Here is a 25,567-nt window from a genome sequence, read left to right as displayed (position 1 = left end):
TGACGACCGCAAACTGACTCGCGTTAGGGATTGCAGAGAAAAGCCCACAGCCCGACGTAGGAGGTGCGAGGACTTGCAACATAAAGCCCGACCCTTGTGGTAACGCCCAATTAAAAATTTAAAAATGAGTAAAAAAATTCTAGGACGAACTGATATTATTGATTTCCCGCAACTGGGATTGTTTAATATTGATGTAAAAATGGATACGGGTGCATACACATCTACCATACATTGTTCTGAAATTATTGAAGTTGATAACGCATTGCTTTGTATTTTTAACAGTAATATGCATAAAAATTTTGGCAAAACCGAGATTATTTTTGATGCGTTTTGGCGTACAGACGTTAAAAGTAGTAACGGTTTTAAGGAAAATAGATACAAAGTAAAAAGTGAAGTTATATTTTTTGGTAAAACGTACAAGATTAACTTAACTTTAAGCACTAGAGATGCAATGAAATTTCCTGTTTTGATTGGCAGGCAATTTTTAAGACAAAAATTTATGGTTGATGTAGATTTGGAAAACGTTTCTTTTAATAATAATATTTAACAGTAAGATGAATATAGTAATACTATCTAGAAACGCGAATTTGTATTCCACAGAACGCCTTGTTGAAGAGTGTGAAAAACGAGGACACAAGGTTGAAGTGATTGACCCGCTTAAATGCGACATTATTATTGAAAAAGAAAAGCCTACTATTTATTATAGAGATAGATATTTAGACTATGTGGATGCCATTATACCTAGAATTGGGGCTTCGGTTACTTTTTATGGTTGTGCAGTTGTGCGACAGTTTGAAGAAATGGGTGTTTTTACCATTGTAACATCAGACGCGATACAACGTTCTAGAGATAAGCTGCGTAGTTTACAACGCTTAAGTAAAGCGGGTATTGGCATGCCAAAAACGGTTTTTACAAACTATTCTAGAGATGTGGAAGAGGTGATTGAGCATGTTGGTGGTGTTCCTGTAATTATTAAGCTTTTAGAAGGAACGCAGGGTTTGGGTGTGGTGTTAGCGGAGTCTAAAAATGCTGCCGAATCGGTTTTAGAAGCCTTTAATGGTTTGGAAGCTCGTGTAATTGTGCAAGAATTTATTAAGGAAGCTGGCGGTGCAGATTTACGTGCATTGGTAGTTGACGGGCAAGTGGTTGGAGCTATGAAACGCCAAGGTAAAGAAGGTGAATTTCGATCTAACTTACACCGTGGTGGTTCGGCTAACATAATAAAACTTGACCATGATGAGTTAAAGTTAGCAATGAACGCATCTAAAGCTTTAAAACTTCCTGTTTGCGGTGTAGATATGTTACAATCGTCTAGAGGACCGTTGTTATTAGAAGTAAATTCTACCCCTGGATTAGAAGGTATCGAGTCTGCTACCGGTCGCAATATTGCCAAAGCAATTATTTCTTTTATTGAAAAAAACAAAAAATAAATGACTCAAGTAAATAACAATGGCTTAACCATTCTTGGAGAAACTATTAAACCTGGAGAAAGTAGAGAGGTTAATTTTGATGTTGCAAAATTACACACGTCTACTACCGTAAATATTCCGGTTATTATTGAGCGTTCTAAAAAACCTGGCCCAACTGTTTTGTTTACAGCTGGTATACATGGCGATGAAGTTAATGGTGTTGAAATTGTACGACAACTTATTGCAAAAGGCATTAACAAACCTAAATGTGGCACCATTATTTGTATGCCTGTTGTTAATGTTTTTGGGTTTATAAACTTAAAACGTGAATTTCCTGATGGACGGGATTTAAATCGGGTTTTTCCTGGTAGTAAATCAGGGTCTTTAGCTAGTCGTGTGGCACACAAACTGATGCATGATATTATACCACATGTAGATATGGTTATCGATTTTCATACGGGCGGCTCTGGTAGGTTTAATGCGCCACAATTGCGTTATTCCAAAGAAAATAAAGAGCTTAACGATTTGGCAAAAGTGTTTGGAGCGCCTTTTGTTTTGTATTCTTCAAACTTATCAAAATCGTTTAGAACAACTTGTTATAAACTTGGCAAACCTTTATTACTTTTTGAAGGCGGAAAATCTTTTCATATTGATGATATTGTTACTAATTCTGGGGTTAATGGTTCTAAGCGTGTGTTAAAGCATTTAGGCATGTTGCGCTCTAATTTTAAATCTTCTGAGCCAAAAAAAGAAACGGTTTTTATTAATGAAAGTAAGTGGCAACGTGCTAAATATTCTGGTATGTTTAAAGCTGTTGTTGCTATTGGATCTTTTGTAAAAAAAGATGATGTGTTAGGCAATATTACCGACCCATACGGCAAGTTTAATTATTTTGTTAAAGCTTTAAACGCTGGGTATATTATTAATGTTAACGAGTCGCCTATTGTGTATCAAGGTGATGCTTTATTTCATTTAACGACCAAATTAAAACACTAATGACTAAGGCTGAATTACGAAAAACATATAAACAAGGCCGTAATAATTTGACTGAAAATCAGGTTAACGATTTAAGTTTAGCGATTTCAAATCAGCTTTTAAAACTCCCTATTTGGGACTACTCTTTCTATCATATTTTTCTAGCTATAGAAGAACAAAAGGAAGTTAATACCGATTATATTTTAAATATTCTATCAGGGAAAGATAAAAATATTTTAATTTCTAAAAGTGATTTTGAAACTGGTGGGATGACACATTTTCTTTTGACTGATAATACGGTTATTAAGAAAAATAAATACAACATTCCAGAACCTATTGATGGGATTGAGATCGCAAATGATAAGATTGAAGTCGTATTTATTCCGCTTTTAGCTTTCGATAAAACGGGTAATCGTGTTGGTTATGGCAAAGGTTTTTATGATCGCTTTTTAACTGAATGCAAACCTGAAACTCTAAAAATTGGCTTATCTTTTTTTGAAGCTGAAGATGAAATTACAGATGTTTTTGATGGTGATATTGGATTGGATTATTGTGTGACACCCAAGGAAGTTTATAAATTCTAGTACATTAACCTTCTTTAGAAAACGCTTTCTTATTAAACACAATAAGCATAATAAACCCTGTGCTTATAGCCATATCGGCAATATTAAAAACAGGATCGAAAAAGCTAAATCGTTTACCAGCAGAAAACGGAAACCATTCTGGCAAATCCACTTCAAATAAAGGAAAATGAAGCATGTCTACAACTTTACCATGCAACAAACCATCGTAACCTCCAGTTTCAGGTAAAAAGGTTGCTACTTGATTATAACTATCATCAAATAAAACGCCGTAAAATACAGAATCAATAATATTCCCTAGAGCTCCAGAGAAGATTAAAGCAATAGCTATTATTAATATTTTAGAGCTTTGTTTTCGTGTAGCATCAAATAACCAATACCCTATTCCGAAAATAGCAACTATTCTAAAAGACGTTAATATAACCTTTGCTGTTCTGTCTGATATAAAAGACACAAAATCACTAATTTTTGTACCCCAAGCCATACCATCATTTTCCACAAAAATGATTTCAAACCAGCTAAAAACATCAACACCTTCTTGAAGTACAAAGTTTGTTTTTATATAAATTTTACTAATCTGATCGATTAATAAAATTATTATTATTAATAAAATGGATTTTTTTAGAGACATGTTCGTATCAATTAGATTCCCGCCTTCGCGGGAATGACAAAAAGGGTGTAAATGAAAAACGTCTCAAAATTTTGAGACGTTTCAAATATATAATTTAAAATAAATTATTGCATGTTTTTAGCTTCAATACTTAATGTAGCATGCGGTACTAGTTCTAATCTTTTTTTATTGATTAGTTTTCCAGTAACTCTGCATATTCCATAAGTTTTGTTTTCTATTCTAATTAAAGCATTTTTTAAATCGCGAATAAATTTTTCTTGACGAATTGCTAATGCAGAATTAGACTCTTTACTCATAACAGCACTACCTTCATCGAATGCTTTAAAAGTAGGCGATGTATCTTCTGTACCATTATTATGGTCGTTCATGTAAGCACTTTTTATTAATTCTAAATCGTGCTGTGCTTTTTCTATTTTTTCAGATATAAGCTCTTTAAATTCAGCTAACTCTTTATCTGAGAATCTTACAGTATTATCTGCCATATTTTAATGTTTTTTGATAAATAATTTGGTATTTACATCATCAAAAGCAATTTCTATACCATCTTCTAATTTATCTGTTATTTCTAATTCGTTTGTTAATGTTTCAGATTTAATATACCCCTTATTTGCATCGATAGCTTTTACAATATGTTCATCTTTTTGGAATGTAACATCTATTCTATCTGTGACCTCAAAACCAGAATCTTTTCTTAAATTTTGGATTCTATTAATCAACTCTCTTGCAATACCTTCTCTTTTTAAATCTTCAGTAATTGTTACATCTAATGCAACTGTTAAAGCGCCTTCATTTGCGACTAACCAACCTTCGATATCTTGAGACGTTATCTCAACATCTGTACGTTCTAAGGTAATACTTTTTCCGTTCACTTCAACGTCTAAAATACCTTTTTGTTCGATATTTTTAATATCGTCAGCTGTAAAGTTATTAACTAATTGAGCTACAGCTTTCATGTCTTTTCCAAATCGTGGACCAAGCACTTTAAAGTTTGGTTTTATCTGTTTAACCAAAATATCAGACGCATCTTCTAAAACTTCAATTTCTTTTACATTAACCTCAGATTTTATAAGGTCTGCAACGGCTAATATTTCATTTTTTTGAGATTCACTATTTATTGGAATCATTATTTTTTGTAATGGCTGTCTTACTTTTATTTTCTCCTTAGCCCTTAATGATAACACTAAAGAGGAAATAATTTGAGCACTTTCCATCTTGTTTTCCAGAGACTTATCAACATACGTTTCATCGAAAACTGGAAAATTTGCTAAATGCACACTTTCAAAAGTTTCTTTTTTGGTAGCCGCATTTAAATCTAAATACAATCTATCCATAAAAAATGGTGCAATTGGCGCACTTAATTTGGCAATAGTTTCCAAACAGGTATAAAGTGTTTGGTATGCCGATATTTTATCTTGTTGGTAATCGCCTTTCCAAAAACGTCTTCTGCTTAAACGTACAAACCAGTTACTTACATAATCTTGTGTGAAATCTGAAATAGCTCTTGCTGCCCTTGTAGGCTCATAATCTGCATAAAACGCATCTACTTTTTTAATTAATGTATGTAATTCTGAAAGTACCCAACGATCTATTTCTGGTCTTTCATTTAAAGGAATATCTGCTTCACCATAAGTAAAATTATCTAGGTTAGCATATAACTGAAAAAACGAATAGGTATTGTAAAGGGTTCCGAAAAATTTACGTTTTACTTCCTCTATACCTTCTAAATCGAATTTTAAATTATCCCAAGGATTGGCATTGCTAATCATATACCAACGCGTGGCATCGGCACCATAGGTACCTAAAGTTTCAAAAGGATCGACCGCGTTACCAAGACGTTTAGACATTTTTTGTCCGTTTTTGTCTAGCACCAATCCGTTTGACACAACATTTTTATAAGCCACAGAATCGAAAACCATAGTCCCGATAGCATGAAGCGTATAAAACCAACCACGTGTTTGATCGACACCTTCTGCAATAAAATCGGCAGGATATGTTGTCCCTTTATCTATTAAATCTTCATTTTCAAATGGATAATGCCATTGTGCGTAAGGCATAGAACCAGAATCGAACCAAACATCTATTAAATCGCTTTCGCGGAACATTTTTTGACCTGATGGTGAAACTAGCACAACCTCGTCTACAATGTTTTTATGTAAATCGATTTTCGCGTAGTTTTCATCAGAGTTGTTTCCAACTTCAAAATCTGCAAAAATATCTTCTGCTAAAACACCAGCTTCAACAGCTTTAGCCATTTCTGCTTTTAACTCTTCAACAGAACCAATACATAGTTCTTCTTTACCATCTTCGGTTCTCCAAATTGGTAATGGAATTCCCCAATAACGTGAGCGTGATAAATTCCAATCGTTCGCATTTGCTAGCCAGTTACCAAAACGTCCTGTTCCGGTTGATTTTGGCTTCCAGTTTATAGATGTGTTAAGTTCGTGCATACGCCCTTTAACATCTGTTATTTTAATAAACCAAGAATCTAATGGGTAATACAAAATTGGCTTATCAGTTCTCCAACAATGCGGGTAGTTGTGTTTGTATTTTTCAACTTTAAAGGCTTTATTTTCTTCCTTAAGTTTAATAGCAATTTCTACATCTATTGAACGTTCTGGAGCTTCGCCATCGTTGTAATATTCATTTTTAACATATTTACCACCAAACTCTTTCATTTCTGGTCTAAAACGACCTTGTAAATCTACAAGTGGTACTAAATTATCATTTTCGTCTTTTACTAAAAGTGGTGGCACTTCTGGTGTTGCTTGTTTTGCAACCAGAGCATCGTCTGCTCCAAAAGTTGGTGCGGTGTGTACTATTCCTGTACCATCTTCGGTAGTTACGAAGTCTCCTGAAATGACTCTAAATGCATCTTGAGGGTTATCGTTTGGTAAGGCGTATGGTAAAAGTTGTTCGTATTTTATTCCAACTAAATCTTTTCCTTTAAATTCTTTTACAACGAAATACGGGATTTTTTTATCACCATCTTTATATTCTAAAAGTGCTGGTTTGTCTTCAACTCTTTTAAACTTACCATCAAACTGATTATTAACCAAAGGTTTTGCCAAAATTACATTCATAGGTTTGAATGTATATTGGTTGTAAGTTTCAACTAAAACATAATCAATTTTTGGCCCAACGGTTAACGCAGTGTTACTTGGTAGTGTCCAAGGTGTGGTGGTCCAAGCTATAAAATGAATATCACCTTCGTCTTGTAAAAAGTCTGGTAATGTTTCTTCTAAAGCTTTAAACTGCGCAACAATAGTGGTATCGGTTACGTCTTGGTATGCTCCTGGTTGATTAACCTCATGCGAACTAAGGCCTGTTCCTGCTTTTGGAGAATAAGGCTGAATGGTATAGCCTTTATACATTAATTTTTTAGAATAAATCTCCTTTAACAACCACCAAACAGACTCCATGTATTTTGGTTCGTAGGTTATATATGGGTCTTCCATATCTACCCAATATCCCATTTTTTGGGTTAGGTCGTTCCAAACATCTGTATAACGCATTACTGCTTTACGGCATGCTGCATTATAATCTTCTACAGAAATAGTTTTACCAATATCTTCTTTGGTAATTCCTAATTCTTTTTCTACACCCAACTCAATAGGCAAACCATGCGTATCCCAACCTGCTTTACGCTTAACTTGAAAACCTTTCATGGTTTTATAACGCGGAAAAATATCTTTAATAGCACGTGCTAAAACATGGTGTACTCCCGGAAGTCCATTTGCAGAAGGTGGCCCTTCAAAAAACACAAATGATTCTTTGCCTTCTCTAGTAGATACACTTTTTTCGAAAATGTTTTTTTCTTGCCAATATTGTAGTACCTCGTTTGCTACATTTGGTAAGTCAAGTCCTTTGTATTCAGGAAATTTAGCGCTCATTTTTTCTTAATTCTTATAAGTTCGCGAATTTAATGAATTATACTTAAACCATTTATTTTTTAAAACAAAAAAAAGACCACTCAAAAAGTAGTCTCTTTAGAATTTTTATAATATTAATTACTATTTAATAATAATCTTTTTGGTTACCACTTCATTAGTTTCTGTTCGCATACAAACTACATAAGCACCTGTTGTTATATTATTGAATTGCAGGCCGTTTTGTAATTCTTCTTTAGAAACATTTGCCATTTCCATGATTGTTTGTCCACGCATATTTACTAATGATAACTTGCTCACATCGCTGTTTAGCTTTTTAACATATAATGTGTTTGTACTATTTTGATAATAAACATGGTTTTCTGTAACCTCTGATGTTTCTGTACTTAAACTTTGTTGCTCACTCTGGAATACAATCGCAAATCTATCATTAAAAATACCTTGTTCTGATGTAAACCCATAGGCTGTATCTTCTCTTAGATTGAAATACGTACCGGTTAAGTTATCTCTTAAATAAACTGGTTGCTCTGCTTCTAGGTTGTTGGTCTCTGAAATGCTTATCTCAAAAGCATTATCTCCTGATGAACTGAAGTTTAACGGTACGACCTTATCGGCTGTAATGGAAGCATACGCTTGAATGTTCATGTGCTTACCGTCTAAATCTAGGTTTAAATCGTTATTACTTGCCGCGCTATTTTCTGCATCATAACCATAATCGTAACCATCGGTAGTGAATTCACTAAATCCTAATAGTAATTCTTGTCGTGTTGCTGGACCTGAGGTAGAATTAAACTCTAAACGTATCTTTTGCATCACTTCTTCTGTTGATGATTTTGATGCACTTTCGCTGCTTGTCTTCTTGCCTTTTTCTGTTTTTGAAAATACGGAACCTACTTGATCATCTGTTGCATCTGCATCTGATTCTAGAATGAATGCACGTTGACTATTATTAAACTCAACCTTTCCACTAAATGGTAAATCACCATCATCTTCGATCTCTACGATAAAGCCTTGTCCTATTGGAAGGTACTTGGTAGGGATTTTTGTTCCTTCTTTACCATCTGTATCATCTCCTTCAAGACCAACAAACTGAGATGCTCTAACGGTTCCTGTTTTATTCACTTGGGCATAGCCGCCATTATACTCACTTAGGTTATGTGAACTACCACTCCATTGTTGCCATAGTTGTAATGCGCCCTTTATTACCCCTTCATTGTCATCTATAAATTTATGGATATTAAGAGCTGATGGATAAGGGTTACCTAATAAATAATCTGTTTTAGAAACACTAGCTAGGGAGCCTGTTCCTCCAACATCGTCTACATCTATTAAGATTGTGCCATTGTTGGGCTTACCTTCAAAAATATATTGCTGTTCTGAAGCTGCTGTGCCTGTTCCTTTTTGAGTATATCCAACCCCTGGCTGTAAGGCTGTCGAGGTTGATATCTGTTCCCAATCCCAATAAGTTTTTCCGTTTTTAAAGGTATATAACCAATAACTACTTATACTATTACTTCCTGTATAGCCTGATGTGAATTGTACATCAAATCCTGATTCATCTTTTAGCATATCTAAACTAAATGATGTGTTATTTGGGTTATTTGATGCTGTATTATTATCTATTAAACTAGTGGCTCCTGGCGTGCCTACTGGTGAGGACCAGTAATTATACCAATATGGGCTTGCTGTACCTTCTTGACGCCTTAATATTTTTCCGGTTGCAGAGGTTACTAAATCACTATTTACGCCTTGAATAAGTTGAGAATCTCCAATAAAATCTATGGTGCCATCTAACTCTAAATAAGATACATTTTTTATATACTTATCATCGGCAATAGTTAATGTATTGCCATTATCAACAATAAGTCCCATTTGAGTTACACCTTCAACATTATGATTCAAAGATATATCATGGCTTATTTTTACAATTGAACTCGTTGTAAAGTCGTCACTTCCAGTATTAGAAAATACAGCGCCAGAAGCTATATCCCAAACATCACCATGTAACCATGTTGATGAATCTCCCCAATCTCCATCATGTGATGTTACATAAGGCATAGGGGCAGTTTCCTCTTGCCGCGTACGAATATTAAATATTGTTCCGTGATTTTCGTTACCCGAATAATCAATAACCTTACCTTCAGAAGTAAAGGTTGTACCCATTTTATAATACAACTTTAAATTACTCCATAATAATGATTCACCTGTGTTAAAATCTTTAATATCTTTAGGAATTATAGCTCCTCTTACATTGCCATTATTATTTTCTATTTCTTGATATACTATTTGTTGAATTTGTGTTTCTGTTAATGCTTTATCAAAAACTCGAACCTCGTCTATCCAACCGTGAAAATAATCTGAACCATTTACAACACCTGTTCTTCCTCCAATATTAAAAAGATTTTCACTAATTGCTGTTCTTGTAACACCACTACTTGGCTCTACATAATCTAAGTGACCATTGTAATATGTTTTGATTTCACCAGAATTATAAACAATGGAAACATGTTGCCATGTATCTGTATCATCTAACCATTCAGATTTAGAATAAGCACCAGAATTACCTTGGCCATTAAAATTATATCCTAAACTTGTATCTTTTGTTACTTCTAAAATACCTCTTTGTCCAACAATGCCTGCCGAAACTTGAGAGGCACTATTTGCTTTAACCCAAAATTGAATGGTTAATTCTTCCATATCGCTGAGATTAAAAGAACTTGGAGCAGATATATAATCGTCTATACCGTCAAAATCTATAGAAGGTGGTGGACATTGATTAAAATCTAAATTAAGTGTTTGTGTTCTACAACCATCATCTGTAGAAGCCACTATAGTATATAACCCGTAATCGCTACTTGTTATTATACCAATAGTAGCACGCGGATCGCTACCATTAAAGCTTGATCCATCTGGAAAAGTCCAATTATAACTTACACCTGTATATTCTCTTAAATATATTGAAAAAGGATCTCCGATAGGTGCACATGTTTGCCCTTGAAATTCTAACCCTAACCCAACAGCAATTGGTGTTACTTGGGCAGAACTTGAATTTCCACAATTATCCTCTATTCTTACTCTATAGTTTAGAGAAGCATCTTGATTTGTAAAATAACATTCAGTATTAGTGGCTAGTACTTGATTATTGGAATTATTAATTAAGCTATAGATAAATGGACCTACACCACCTTCAGTTATACCAGAAACTGTAACAAAGCCATTATTTGTACAAACGTAGCTACTAAGTGGTGTTAGTTGAGGCTGCCCATAGGCTTCAACAGTAAAACTCTCAGAACTTGTACTGCAACCAGAAAAAACATCATAATCAATATAATATTCTCCTCCTGTTACATTATTAAAAGTAGCTGGCCCGAAGAACGAGGCTGTTGTTCCAACTAAATTTCCTGTTGCTGCCTCTCTCAATCTAAACCATTTAGCACCAAAACCGCCTGAATTAGTTGTTACATCAACTTGTACAGAATGAGAATTAATACATCCTTGAATAACGTTTATTTCAAACTCTACACTTAAGGCATCTTCTTCTCTAAATTCAAAGGCAAATGTATCACTGTTACCACAGGCATCAGTTGCCGTTACGATGTAGTTACCAACAACAATATCATCAAAAACGTTACCTGTTTTTGGACCAGCGTTTCCAGTAAAACCGGCAGGGAAAGTTGTCAACTCAAACTGTACTGGACCTACGGCGTTACTACTATTGTAGAATATATAAGCAGTACCCATACCCTCGTTACAAGAGTCTGGATCTACCCTTGTAGAAGAACTAATTTGTACCGGCTCAATATCAGCCGTTCCAGACCCAGACACAACAGTACCACAACTATCTGTTACTGTGTAGTTATAATTGCCATAGGGCATGTTATCAAAAACACCAGAAGTATTAGTTACTGGCCCCGTATATCCAGCTGGTGTGCTGGTTAGAGTGTAGGTAAAAGGCCCTACCATCCAACTATTAGGGTTTATTTGTAATTGAAAATCTGTACATGTTTCGTTTCCATCACTAAAACTTGCTCCAGCACTAGGATTATTGTGCGTATAAGTATCAGAACTACCACAATCTCCTGTTACAGAAAACGTGTAAGGCGCTTGATTTATTGGTAAGGTAAAATCACCTGTTGTATTTGAAGAACTGTAACCTACTGGCGCTCCTCCAACTACTTCGTAGGTATGACCAGAAGAAAACCCAAATACTCGAACACTATAAATAGCTTCTGTACACGATATACGATTTATACCATTGCTAACTAAATTCACACTTGAGGATGAGGCATTATTAACCGTGTGATTTCTTGTTTGAAAATCACCACAAGCATCAAATACTCTTATCCTATAATTACCAGAAGGTAAATTACTAAATACATGAGTTGTACTTACATTATCTATTGGCGTAGTTGTTGTTCCTGAAGGGCCATCTATAATTTGATATTGGTATGGTCCAGCTCCTGCAGATGTATTAACTGTTATAGATCCTGTATTTTCATTTGGACAATTAGGACTCGTAGAATTCATTAAAAAACTTAACACTTCAGTCTCATCTACAACTGTAATATTTCCAACAAATACTGGGTTACTAGAATCTCCAGCATCTTCAATAGTTACCTGATACACTCCAGGGTAAAGATCATTAAATGTAAATGTAGACTCATGAAATTGGTCTGCAAAAGGGTAGGTTTGACCATTAGCTGTAGGTCCATTTGTGATTTTAAACAAATATAAACTAGGAGAACTTGTTGCGCCACTTGCTATAGCCGTTATAGATCCATTATTTGCACAGGTTGCTTCAACTTGTGTCAAATTAGCATTAACATCAAAATAAGATACAATATTATTAGCTTTCTCTAGGAGCAACTTATCTGTTTTCTTAAAATTTTCATTATTTTTTGTAGGGCTAGTTAAAGACATACTAAAAACTAAACTAGTTTTAATAAGAATTATGAACAGTAATAATATTTTACTTTGAATAGGTGATTTTTTTTCCATTTACATAGATTTAGGTTAAGTAATATTAGGACACTAAAAACTTTAAATAGTCACTAACTATAAAGTTTAAGGTGCTATCGTACTATACTAAAGTAATATTTAGTAAAATGGATTTTTAATTCGTTTTAGATAAATAATCAATTGATTGAGGGAAGTTCTTATCTAAGAGCAAAGGCATAAATATAGCTAAAAAAATCATTTTATCGATTAATGATATTTTCAGTATGTTGCAAAACGTACTACATAATTGTTAACTAATTTATAATCATTGTCTAAAATTCACATAATGTAATTTGTAATATTCATTTTTGTTTATTAAGGTTTTATAATTTTTTTAGAAATTATATTATTAGAGTTTGTTCTTAATACTACAATATATGTTCCTGTTGACATGTTAGGTAATTGTAATCCATTAGTTAAGCTTGCTCTTGAAACATCTGTTAGTTCTAAAACAGATTGCCCTCGCATGTTTATTAATGATAATTTCTTGACATCGCTACTCAGTTTTTTAACATATAATGTGTTTGTACTATTTTGATAGTACACATGGTTTTCTGTAACTTTTGACTCTTCTGTACTTAAACTTTGTTGCTGGTTTTGAAATACAATTTCAAGCCTTTTATTAAAAATACCTTGTGCAGAACCAAATCTATAAGCTGTATACTGGGTTAAATCAAAATAGGTATCCGTTAGATTATCTCTTAAATAAATAGCCTGATCTGCTGCTATATTATCTAATTCTGAAACTTTTATCTCAAAGGTATTATCGCCTGATGATGTTAAGTTTAATGGCACCACTTTATCTGCGGTAATTGGCCCATATGCTTGAATATTCATGTTCTGGCCTTCAAAATCTAGATTTAAAGCGTTAATTTCTTCCGCTGTGTTTTCTGCATCGTAACCATAATCATAGCCATCGGTAGTGAATTCACTAAATCCTAATAGTAATTCTTGTCGTGTTGATGGACCGGTAACCGAGCTGAATTCTAAACGAATTCTTTGCATGACCTCATCTTTGCTTTCATTAAGCTTTGACGTTTTTCCTTTTGTTGATTTTGAAAATACCGAGCCTACTTTATCATCCGTTGGATCTGCATCGGATTCTTTGATAAATACACGCTGACCATTATTAAGCTCCAAGGTACCATCAAATGCTAAACTGCCATCATCTTCTATTTCTACAATAAACCCTTGCCCTACTGGAAGATACTTGGAAGGTATTTTTGTCCCTTCTTTACCATTTGTGTCATCTCCTTCAAGACCAACAAACTGAGATGCTCTTATTGTTCCTGTTTTATTCACTTGTGCATAGCCGCCATTATATTCACTTAGGTTATGCGAACTACCGCTCCATTGTTGCCATAGTTGTAATGCTCCCTTTATGACCCCTTCATTGTCATCTATAAACTTATGGATATCTAATGCTGATGGATAGGGGTTACCTACCAAAAAATTCGTTCTTGAAACACTTGCTACGGATCCTGTACCGCCAACATCGTCTACATCTATTAAGATTGTGCCATTGTTGGGCTTTCCTTCAAAAATATATTGTTGTGCTGAAGCTGCTGTGCCTGTTCCTTTTTGAGTATATCCAACCCCTGGCTGTAAGGCTGTCGAGGTTGATATCTGTTCCCAATCCCAATAAGTTTTTCCGTTTTTAAAGGTATATAACCAATAACTACTTATACTATTACTTCCTGTATAGCCTGATGTGAATTGTACATCAAATCCTGATTCATCTTTTAGCATATCTAAACTAAATGATGTGTTATTTGGGTTATTTGATGCTGTATTATTATCTATTAAACTAGTGGCTCCTGGCGTGCCTACTGGTGAGGACCAGTAATTATACCAATATGGGCTTGCTGTACCTTCTTGGCGGCGTAATATTTTACCTGTTGAGGAAGTCACTAAATCGCTATGTTCTGTTTGAACTAATTGAGAATCGCCCAATAAATTTATTGTTCCATTTAATTCTATATACCATGTATTGTTTAGTTCGTTGTCACCTGCTATTTCAAGTGTTTTAGTGTCATCAACAAATAATCCTAAATGCTTTGCAGAATGGCTTACATCTACATCATCTTTTATATGGATGATACTCCAATCTTTATTTGTAGCCACATCTTCAATATCCCAAACATCGCCATGTAACCATGTGCCTTCAGTAGTCCAGTTACCATCTGATACAGACTCATAAGGCATCGGAGCCGTTTGTTCTTGAACCGTAGTGATATTTCGTAAATAAGCTATGTTATTATTTAAAGAATAATCTGCAGTTGTACTATTGACAATATCATTCATAGGATAATATCCTTCTAGATTTATCCAAGGCACTTTTACCTTTGTAGTTAAATCTTCTATATCTTTTGGTACAATAGTCCCTTTTACATTTCCATTATTATTTTCAATTTCTTGATATACCATTTGCTGGATTTGCTCATCTGTCATGTTTTTATTAAACACCCTTACCTCATCAATTGCACCATGGAAATAAGAATTCCCAAAACGTTCATAGCGCCCAATAGCAAAATTGGGATTTGTATTTCTAGACGTTGTTGATAATGCCGTACCAGATTCCGTATAAGTTACCTCATCTATAGGTACCCCATCAATATATAGCTTAATGGTTTTGTTTGCACCATCAAAAGATAAAGTCACATGGTGCCACTCGTTTTTTGGCATTTGATACGAGGTGCTTAACGAATAAGATGTTCCAGAATTATTAGTAATTATATAGCCCTTTAATCTACGCGTAGAATCAATCCAGATTCTAAACATATTTTGTCCCACTATGTTTCCTGATTGCGCAAAATTAGGGTCTAACTTTACCCAAGCCATCAAGGTACCTTCTGTCCAGCCACTCATTTGTAAATCTGGAATATTCAAATAATCATCTATGCCATCAAAATCTATATTTGAACCTTGGGATAATGGACTACAAAAGTTAATATTATATAATCCGAAGCCTGGATTACCACCATCGACCAAATTTGATCCTGGATTTATCGAAAATTCTATCGTAACAGTATCTACAGGACTATTAAAGCCAACAAACACAACACCTTCTCCAGAAGTAGAACTATTAGAATTTACTGCTTCAAGACCAATAACTTCATTACCTGTTATTACATGATTACTAGTACCTTGTAAAATTGGAGAAACAGATGTTCCTCCGAGTGAACCCGTAATTACAAATTTTTCTTGTCTTAAATACGAACCAACATTGCCGTCTACATCAAATAATTTAAAATTCACTCCGCTAAGTCCTTCGCCTGCAACACCTAAATCTAGTTGAATAGATAACGTATTAGTATCTCCGAAAGATGCTAAATCTACAGATGTTATTAAGGTTGTTTGAGCTGAAGCTTCATCGCCTCTGTAAAATGATAGATTATCAGGTTGTGGAGGTGTTGAAGATAAAGATCCAGAGGGGTCAGATACGGAAATGCCTATTTGGTGCCCCTCTATAGTATAGGTATTACTTAAATTTCCTCCAATCCAATCGTCAACAGACCAATCTAAGGTATTTTGATTTGTTAGACATGTAGAATTAAAACCATCTCTGTAATCAAGATCACCAGAAATACCTAAATCGCCATCTGAATCTGGTAAAATTGAAAGATCCGTTGGGTCATTGATGTCATCATTTACATCATATGGATCGTTTATATTACCTCCTTCAAATACATCATCTAGACCATCTAAATCAGTATCTGTTCCCGATATTGTATTAACCATTCCATTTTCTTCTATATCTGGAATACCATCATTATCACTATCCAAATCTAAGTAATCTGGTGTACCATCACTATCTGTATCTTCTAAAGTTAGCAGACCCGTTCCGTAATTATCATCTACACCATCATTATTGGTATCTGTAATTGCTGTTCCACTTCCGCTTGGTGCTATATATCCAATGGTTGGTTGCGCCTCTACATTATCTGGTATTCCATCGTTATCTGAATCTATATCTATATAATTTGGTATAGTATCTCCATCTGTATCACAAGATGCGCTCATTGATTTTAACCCAAGAACAGTATCATATTCACCTAAAGTACTTATTGTAATAGTTGTTACATTATTCCATCTAAAATATGAAATTGCATTCCCATCAATATCATTATTACCTCTAACACCATGAATAGATGGCGCACTACCAACCATTGAATGTCCGCTATGTAAAAACACAACATCGTCTGCAGGTGTATCAAACACCCATTCGTCTCTTTTAGGATTAATTGAATTTAAATGTAAGTGATCAAAACCTAAAATAACTGATATAGGCGAAGCAAAATTAATTGTTAAACTTTCTCCATTTAAATTGTTAGAATCTGCTCCGCCGATAAGCAAAGACCCTGGATTTCCACCATGACCTAGTGTTCCATTACTTGAATATTGACCTGTTGATGAAAATAATTTTGAACCTCCATTTAAATTAAAGGTTATAGTAAACGGGACACCATTTAAAGTTCCTGAACCAGAAGCATCTGCTCCATTACCAGTTCCATAATCCCAAAGTGGCGCATTAAAATCATCTATTAAATCTAAGCATTCATTTGTATCTAGAATACCATCATTATCATCATCTAAATCGCAAGCATCAGCAATTGAATCATTATCTGAATCTGCATAACTTGGATTATTAGAATCACACGGACTACATTCCGCAGCTTGTTGTGAAGCATCTATACTTGTGCCTATACCTTGCCCTCCAGCGGCTGTATTTGGTACACCATCGCCATCTTCTCCGCCTACAATTCTATAATCACCATCTAAATCACTATAACCTATTTGACTATTTAATGCATCACCTTCTAAGGCATCTGGACATCCATCATTATCGCTATCTAAATCGAAATGGTCTGGAATGGTATCTGAGTCTGTATCTTTATATGCACATTTTAAAAATATACCAATCGATAAACCTTGTTTTCCATTGGGTTCACTTTCAATAAAAATATTTAAAACACTAGCATTTTTAGTTCTAAATAAAGGAGCTGTAACAGCGGAATTGATTCCTTTTGCCACCACAGAAGTGGTACCTGTACCTGTAATCGGATAGTTTGAACCAGATCCATAATATTCTAATAACTCCCAATATTCACCATTTGTTGATAATTTGTATTCTTCGTCGTTCTCATCTGGAGCTCCAATATTGTTTACATCGGTAGTTTCTGCATCAGCAACCACTAAATCTAATTTTTGTCCTGTTGATGTCGTTATGGTAATCGTAAAATTTGCTGAAACTCCATCAACGGTATCATTATATATTGATAAACTTCCTGCTGAGTTACTTGCATCATACACTTTCCATAGTTCAGCACCTGTCCATGTTTGCATATTTCTCGCTAACATTAAACCAGCATCGGTATTTGCACCAGAAAATGTTGCTGTAGCTATTGTTCCATCAGGTAGTGTGAAGTTTTTAGTATCACCATCTTGAATACCATCATTTAAAATTCCTGACCAATCTAACCAAAAAATATTATTAACATAAGTAGCAGTTCCATTACCATTACCATCGTTTAAATGCGAACAATCCATTTCATCTAGATCTAAAATACCATCGTTATCATCGTCTAAATCGCAATCATCTCCAACACCATCACTATCTGTGTCTATAAAAAGTGTGCTCGTTGTATTACAAGAATCACACTCTGCTGCTTGTATTGCATAATCAGTAGAAGATACATCATCTTGTCCCGTTGTACCTGTTCCAACTGTTCCCACATTTGTAGCTATTGGTATACCGTTATCGTTAACAGTTGCATTTATACTACCATCTGGGTTTAAATCTGTTAACTGCAAACCGGCATCTCCCTCAATTGCATCAGGACAACCATCATTATCGCTATCAGTATCTAAATAATCGGGTACGGTATCTGCGTCGGTATCACAATATCTAACTACATTAATCCTATTATCATCCATTACTATTTCTCCATCAGCATCACTATCATTATAAACATATAACCTCAATGAATACAAGGTGTCTGGATCCAATTTATAAGCATTCGGATTAATGGTTTCTATGACGTTTAATCTTCTACTACCATGATCATAAGGACCAGATTTTAACGAGGTAGAAGCATCTGTTAAATCTCCATATTGTCTTGGGCTAAATAACTCTTTACTAGTTACAAAATTGTCATCACTTATATATATAGCATAAGTAAAATTTCCAGCAATTACATTATCTGATAGATCTGTCCAAAATGAATATTCAAAACTATCTATGAACGCATAATCGGTAAATGTCCCTGTAGTAAAACTCCATTGTACATAATCATTATTTGCAATAGCGGTTCCTAAGCTATCTTGATCCATTCCTGTGGCAAGAAATGCAGTATTTAAACCATACGCTGATGCAAAATTAGAGCCATTCGTTGCTGGATCATCTCCAACCGATTGACCATTATTAGTGGCAATATATGTACCATCTCGTAAATCGTCAGATCCTCCAGGAAATATGAAACTGCCATTATTATTACTATAAATTCCTATACTGCCGGTATAATTAAAGCATTCTTCAGTATCTAAAATACCGTCATTATCATTATCTAAATCACATACATCGGAAATACCATCACCATCTGTATCTATTCCTGTGTTTATTTCTAAAGTTATTGTTGCTATATTACTTGTTGAAGCTGTATCGCATCCACCTAATACTGTATCTTTCACAGTATAATTAAAACTAAATAAACCTGAAAAACCAGATACCGTTGTTATAGTAATTTCGCCTGTTATATTATCTACTATAGCTGTAACACCTGCGGGTAAACCAGAAACTTGTACTGTAGTGGGGTCGATATTATTTTCATGATCTATATCATTACCTAGAGCATTTATTATAATATTATCCGAAGGGCAAAACACTCCTGTTAGGGTGTCATCTACAGCTATTGGTCGTACATCATGAACCATATCCAAACTTTCAAGATCGACAAATGTTGCTGTAACTTGATCAACTTGAGTAATAGCGCCTGTGGTTTGATTTACAACATTAAAATACCTCCCATTTGATGTAAATAAATTGCCATTAATATCGAAGGCAAGACCATCACTAATTGTACCAGTAGCCGCAATGGGTGTAACTTCACCATTTGCTAAATTTACCCCTGCAATCCAGTCATCACCTCCACCTGCACCATGAAATTGTGCAGATATAAATATTTCATCAGTACATGTACTATAAGCCATATCTTCATTGGTACTGATAGTAAAACCTGAATATGCGGGTGCCATTACCAAATCAACATGATCTATCCCTGCACCAAAAGCATTGGGAACCACATTACCAGTATTAATATCAAAGGAAAAAATAAAATGAGATCCGCTTCCACTATGAGGACTATTAATAGCATAATATTCATTATTACTTGTTCTACTAATACCAAAAACTCTTTCTATTGCCGTACCATCGCCAAGTGTACCAAATATTCCTGTTCCTAAAGGTTGTACACCAGCTGTTGGGTTAGTTAAATCATAAATATAAATTCCAACAGTAGAATAATCCGCAGTTATATAAGTGACATATAAAGAATCGCCTAAAATTACACAATCTCTAGCCACTCCAGGAAGGTCATTAGTGCCATTATTTAAATCTCCAATATACGTCCAAGTATTAGGCCCTGTAGTTGTTGGGCTTGTACTTACATAAACTTGATGAGGCGCGTCTTCATTAATGGTATATGCTGCAACTCCATAGGTACTAAACTGAGCATAACTACTCGTTGATACGAACACTATAAAAATGCATACTACAAAACGTAGAATTGTTTTCATAAATAGGTTTTAAGAATCTAAATGTTTTGAAACAATACTTGAGGGAAGAAAATTTCAACTTAAAAAATTATATATCAATACGATTTAAGCAATTTGACTATGCTAAATTAGTACAAAATTTTAACTAAACCCAATTAAAAACAGTTAAAGTGATTCATTATTTCGACGAAATACGTTTTTTTTAAGATTTAGGCTTAAATAGATTCTACAAAAAAGACTACTTAAAAAAGTAGTCTTTTTAAATTATTAAATGTGTTATTTCACAATAATCTTTTTAGTTAACACTTCATTTGTATTTGTTTGCATGTAAACCACATAAGCTCCTGCTGACATATTGTTGAATTGTAACCCGTTTTCCAATTGCTCTCTTGATACATCCTGCAATTCTAGCACCAGTTGTCCGCGCATATTTACTAGCGATAACTTACTTACATCACTATTTAGCTTTTTAACATATAATGTGTTTGTACTATTTTGATAGTACACATGGTTTTCTGTAACTTTTGACTCTTCTGTACTTAAACTTTGTTGCTCACTCTGGAATACTATTGCAAATCTATCATTAAAAATACCTTGTTCTGATGTAAACCCATAGGCTGTATCTTCTCTTAAATTGAAATATGTGCCTGTTAAGTTATCTCTTAAATAAACCACCTGATCTTCTTCTAGGTTGTTGGTCTCTGAAATGCTTATCTCAAAAGCATTATCTCCTGATGAACTGAAGTTTAACGGTACAACCTTATCGGCTGTAATGGAAGCATACGCTTGAATGTTCATGTTCTTACCGTCTAAATCTAAGTTTAAATCGTTATTACTTGCTGTGCTATTTTCTGCATCATAACCATAATCGTAACCATCGGTAGTGAATTCACTAAACCCTAATAGTAATTCTTGTCGTGTTGCTGGACCTGAGGTAGAATTAAACTCTAAACGTATCTTTTGCATCGCTTCTTCTGTTGATGCACTTGTTTTTGAAGTACTACCTTCACTTGTCTTCTTGCCTTTTTCTGTTTTTGAAAATACGGAACCTACTTGATCATCTGTTGCATCTGCATCTGATTCTAGAATGAATGCACGTTGACTATTATTAAACTCAACCTTTCCACTAAATGGTAAATCACCATCATCTTCGATCTCTACGATAAACCCTTGCCCTATTGGAAGGTACTTAGTAGGAATTTTTGTTCCTTCTTTACCATCTGTGTCATCTCCTTCAAGACCAACAAACTGAGATGCTCTAACGGTTCCTGTTTTATTCACTTGGGCATAGCCGCCATTATACTCACTTAGGTTATGTGAACTACCACTCCATTGTTGCCATAGCTGTAAAAATCCCTTTATTACCCCTTCATTGTCATCTATAAATTTATGAATATTAAGAGCTGATGGATAAGGGTTACCTAATAAATAATCTGTTTTAGAAACACTAGCTAGGGAGCCTGTTCCTCCAACATCGTCTACATCTATTAAGATTGTGCCATTGTTGGGCTTACCTTCAAAAATATATTGTTGTTCTGAAGCTACTGTGCCTGTTCCTTTTTGGGTATATCCAACACCTGACTGTAAGGCTGTAGAGGTCGATACCCGCACCCAATCCCAATACGTTAGTCCATTTTTAAAAGTATATAACCAGTATGTACTTATACTATTACTTCCTGTATAGCCTGATGTGAATTGTGTATCAAAGCCTGATTCATCTTTTAGCATATTTAAACTAAATGATGTGTTATTTGGGTTATTTGCTGCTGTATTATTATCTATTAAACTAGTGGCTCCTAGTGTGCCTACTGGTGAAGACCAGTAATTATACCAATATGGGCTTGCTGTACCTTCTTGACGGCGTAATATTTTACCTGTTGAGGAAGTCACTAAATCACTAGTCGATGTTTGAACCAACTGTGAATCATCTTCTAAATCTAACGTTCCGTTTAATTCTAAATACCAAGAGTTTTGAACTAAATGATCGCCTTGTGTATTTAAAGTTTTATCTGAATCTATAAACAAACCTAATGTTTTAATATCGTGGCTTGCCATAAGGTCATGTTCTATTTTTATAATACTCCAATCTTTATTTGATGCCGTATCTGTAATGTCCCAAACATCGCCATGTAACCAGGTGTTCTCTGTAGTCCAAGCACCATCGTTTATAGTAGCATATGGCATTGGTGCGGTTTGTTCTTGTACGGTGGTTATATTATGTAAGGTAGCATCATTTGCATTAGTAGAATAGTCAATTGTTTTACTATCTACAATATCCGTCATAGGGTAATAGCCTTGTAAATTACTCCACGAAACTTTTTCCGAATTACTTAAATCTTGAATGTCTTTAGGTATTATTGTTCCTCTTACATGACCTGAATTATTCTCTATTTCTTGATAAACCATTTGCTGAATCTGATTATCAGTTAAGGCAGTATCAAAAACCCTTACCTCATCTATATTTCCATTAAAATGACCAAACCCAGCTACACTAGTATTTGTTGGATACCTTCCTATAGTAAATTCTCTTTTAGAATATATATGAGGAGAGCCGTTAAAATTTTTAGTTACTAATTCTGAGTTTAAATCTGAATCCGTCTCCGTACCTACTAATTCTCCATTAAGATATAATTTAACTGTTTGGTCTACAGAATTAAATACACCAGCAACATGATACCATAAATCATTTTGCATCTCAACATTAAATAATGGATCTGGCTGAACTTGTATATTATTTGAAGGATAATTACTTGAAGCAGTAATTTGGTCTTGAGTAATTACGTAAAACGCAGGCGTTCTTCCTGATGTAATATACAGTCTCATGTTTTCTTGTCCAGCAATACTATATTGATTTGGTAGGTAACCTGAGGATGTATGCTCAATTTTTACCCAGCCCATAATAGTACCAGCTGTCCAATTTGTTATAAATGGCGTCGCATCTAAATAATCGTCTACACCATCAAAATCTATATCTATTGGCGGTAACGGGCATCTTTCAAAATTTGTTGATAAGGTTTGTGTTCTACATCCATCTGCTGTTGAAACATCAACTGTATATGTTCCAAAATCGTTCATACCTAAAACTCCTATATTTGATCTTGGGTCATTCCCACTATATGTTGTACCATCAGGAAAAGTCCAACTATAAGTCATCCCTCTATAATTCCTTAAATATATAGGAAAGCCTTCTCCTAAAACACCACAAGTTTCGTTTTGAAACACAAGTCCTAAACCATTATTTACCGAAGAAACCTGGGAACTTGTAGTATTACCACAACTATCTTCAATTCGGACTGAATAAGATAACGAAGCATCTTGATTTGAAAAGTAACAATCTGTATGAGTAGCGATAACCTGATTATTAGCATTATTAATAAGTGTAAACGTATAGGGTGCTGTCCCTCCTGTTATAACACCAGATATTGTTACAAACCCAGCGCCACAATCGTAACTACTTAATGGAGTAATAGAAGGTTGTTCGTAAGCTGATATTGTAACCGTTTCTGATGGATATGTACATGAGCTCGATGCATAATACTCTACATAATAATCACCAGCAATTAAATTATTAAAGGTATAAGTGGATGGAGCGCTACCATAAACCGTCCCAGATTGAACCAAGGCATTTGTATTTGCATTTCTTAGCCTATATCTCCTAGTTCCAGAATTATGATAACTATTATTACTAGTAACATTAACCTCTATTGAATTAGAGTTTACACAATTTAAAGTGAAGCTCGTTGCTACATCAACATTTAAAACATCAACAATTTCAAAAGCATGAGTATCAGAATTACCACATGCATCGCTTCCAGTTACAACATAGTTACCTGGTGTAAGTTCATCAAAGGTTGAACCACCTTGAGGACCAGAATCTCCTGTAAAACCTGCAGGAACTGTTGTTAATTCAAAACTTACAGGCCCTACTGCCCCATTACTACTATTATTATATCTAACCTGTACTCTTCCTTTTCCTTCAACACAATAATCTACGGTTGGATTTGTAAGGGTTTCATTTATGTCTATTGGCTCTTGGGTTCTTGTAGTTGAACCAGACCTCGTTACCCCACAAGCATCAGTAACTGTATAACTTACATATCCGTAAGGTATATCAAAAGCACCTGTGCTATTAGACATAGGACCAGAGTAACCCGATGGGACATTTGTTAAAGTATAGGTAAATGGGCCAAACATCCAATTTGTTCTAATTTGAAGCGACCAGCCACTACAATCCCTTGATACTGCAGACCATTGTAAATAAGCACTAGGGTTTGAGTAGGTATGCGTTGCTGTTTGTCCGCAACCATCGGTAACTTGAAACGTATAAGGCGCTTGGTTTATTGGAAGCGTAAATGCGCCATGATTTTGCGAAGATACATAACCCGAAGGCGCTCCACCTAATACCTCGTAAGTATAAGTTCCAGAACCTGTTCCGCCTGCTGCACCCACTTTATAAATAGCTTCTGTACAAGAAATTAGTTCTATATGAGGATTACCAGACGTATATAAATTTAAAGTTGTTAAAGTTGGGTCTGAAAGCAGATAACTTCTCGTTTGAAAATCTCCACAAACATCATATACTCTAATATTATAATTACCAGCTGGTAAACCATTAAACGTATAAATTGGATTAGCATCTGTAATTAATCCTGTTGCAGTTCCCGTTGGACCGCTAAAAATTTGATATTGATATGGGCCTATTCCCGTGGATACATTAACTTCAATTGAACCTGTACTAGCACCAGGGCAATTCGGGTTTTCTGGAGTAAGTGAAAAATTTAGATTTTCAGTTTCATCTAAAACTTGAATTGTTTGGATGAATGGAGGATTACTTAAATCATTAGCATCTTCAATAGTAACTTGATATGTTCCAGGGTATAAATCTTCAAAAGTAAAAGTTGACGCATCATAATAATCGGCAGTAGGATAGACTTGTCCGTTTGCAGTAGGACCACTTGTGAGCGTAAAAATATATAATTCTGGACTTCCTACTCCACCGTTTGCTGTTGCAATTACTTCACCATTATTGGCACATGTTGCAGATCCCGACGATATTACACCACCAACATTAAAAAACGAAAATGAAGCTTTGTTATTATTAAAAAATTTCGCATCACCGTTAAAACCAAATAATGAGAAATTTGTAATTAATAAACATATTGTAACTAAACGCATTACTAATCTGTTTGTAAAGAGAGACATATGTTTTACTATTTTTATTCCACAAATACCCGTAATCAATAGATTATCAATTGCTTACAAAGTGTATTTTAATTAGAAATCAAACTTGAGGGAAGTATATTTCAAATATTC

General features: G+C 34.6%; 10 protein-coding genes. 4 read left to right on the top strand and 6 right to left on the bottom strand.

The annotated features are described in order from the left end of the window. Window positions 1–124 precede the first annotated feature (124 nt). Genes SJY43_RS05275 through SJY43_RS05260 form a run of 4 tightly spaced genes read left to right on the top strand, consistent with a single transcriptional unit; the run spans window position 125 to window position 2,968 of the window. On the top strand, window positions 125–547 hold the full coding sequence (locus SJY43_RS05275) for an ATP-dependent zinc protease (RefSeq protein WP_396602802.1): 423 nt from the start codon (window positions 125–127) through the stop codon (window positions 545–547). A 7-nt stretch (window positions 548–554) separates the two neighbouring features. Beyond that, window positions 555–1,430: a 30S ribosomal protein S6--L-glutamate ligase gene (rimK, locus tag SJY43_RS05270; protein ID WP_396602801.1), complete on the top strand. Its 876-nt coding sequence runs from the start codon at window positions 555–557 to the stop codon at window positions 1,428–1,430. Then, on the top strand, window positions 1,431–2,405 hold the full coding sequence (locus SJY43_RS05265) for a succinylglutamate desuccinylase/aspartoacylase family protein (RefSeq protein ID WP_396602800.1): 975 nt from the start codon (window positions 1,431–1,433) through the stop codon (window positions 2,403–2,405). Beyond that, window positions 2,405–2,968 carry a 5-formyltetrahydrofolate cyclo-ligase gene (locus SJY43_RS05260; RefSeq protein WP_396602799.1) on the top strand — a complete coding sequence of 188 codons (564 nt, stop codon included), beginning with the start codon at window positions 2,405–2,407 and terminating at the stop codon, window positions 2,966–2,968. The genes SJY43_RS05265 and SJY43_RS05260 overlap by 1 nt, the downstream gene beginning before the upstream one ends. A 4-nt stretch (window positions 2,969–2,972) precedes the next feature. Here the strand turns inward: SJY43_RS05260 and SJY43_RS05255 are convergent, their stop codons facing one another. The 6 genes from SJY43_RS05255 to SJY43_RS05230 form a co-directional block, all read right to left on the bottom strand. Beyond that, window positions 2,973–3,596, bottom strand: a complete 624-nt coding sequence (locus tag SJY43_RS05255; protein ID WP_396602798.1) for a lipoprotein signal peptidase — start codon at window positions 3,594–3,596, stop codon at window positions 2,973–2,975. Window positions 3,597–3,700: 104 nt separating this feature from the next. After that, on the bottom strand, window positions 3,701–4,078 hold the full coding sequence (locus SJY43_RS05250) for a TraR/DksA family transcriptional regulator (protein ID WP_396602797.1): 378 nt from the start codon (window positions 4,076–4,078) through the stop codon (window positions 3,701–3,703). Between the two features lie 3 nt (window positions 4,079–4,081). Continuing rightward, window positions 4,082–7,486: an isoleucine--tRNA ligase gene (ileS, locus tag SJY43_RS05245; protein ID WP_396602796.1), complete on the bottom strand. Its 3,405-nt coding sequence runs from the start codon at window positions 7,484–7,486 to the stop codon at window positions 4,082–4,084. A gap of 120 nt (window positions 7,487–7,606) precedes the next feature. Beyond that, window positions 7,607–12,481, bottom strand: a complete 4,875-nt coding sequence (locus SJY43_RS05240; protein WP_396602795.1) for a LamG-like jellyroll fold domain-containing protein — start codon at window positions 12,479–12,481, stop codon at window positions 7,607–7,609. A 315-nt stretch (window positions 12,482–12,796) separates the two neighbouring features. Next, window positions 12,797–20,275, bottom strand: coding sequence for a LamG-like jellyroll fold domain-containing protein (locus tag SJY43_RS05235; RefSeq protein WP_396602794.1), 7,479 nt, complete (start codon window positions 20,273–20,275; stop codon window positions 12,797–12,799). A 255-nt stretch (window positions 20,276–20,530) separates the two neighbouring features. Further along, window positions 20,531–25,456 carry a LamG-like jellyroll fold domain-containing protein gene (locus SJY43_RS05230; RefSeq protein WP_396602793.1) on the bottom strand — a complete coding sequence of 1,642 codons (4,926 nt, stop codon included), beginning with the start codon at window positions 25,454–25,456 and terminating at the stop codon, window positions 20,531–20,533. Window positions 25,457–25,567: the final 111 nt, after the last annotated feature.

The sequence above is a fragment of the Algibacter sp. R77976 genome (assembly GCF_044594645.1).
Lineage (GTDB): Bacteria > Bacteroidota > Bacteroidia > Flavobacteriales > Flavobacteriaceae > Algibacter_B.
The sequence above is the reverse complement of the archived record's forward strand: the minus strand, read 5'-3'. Positions and strand labels throughout refer to the sequence as shown.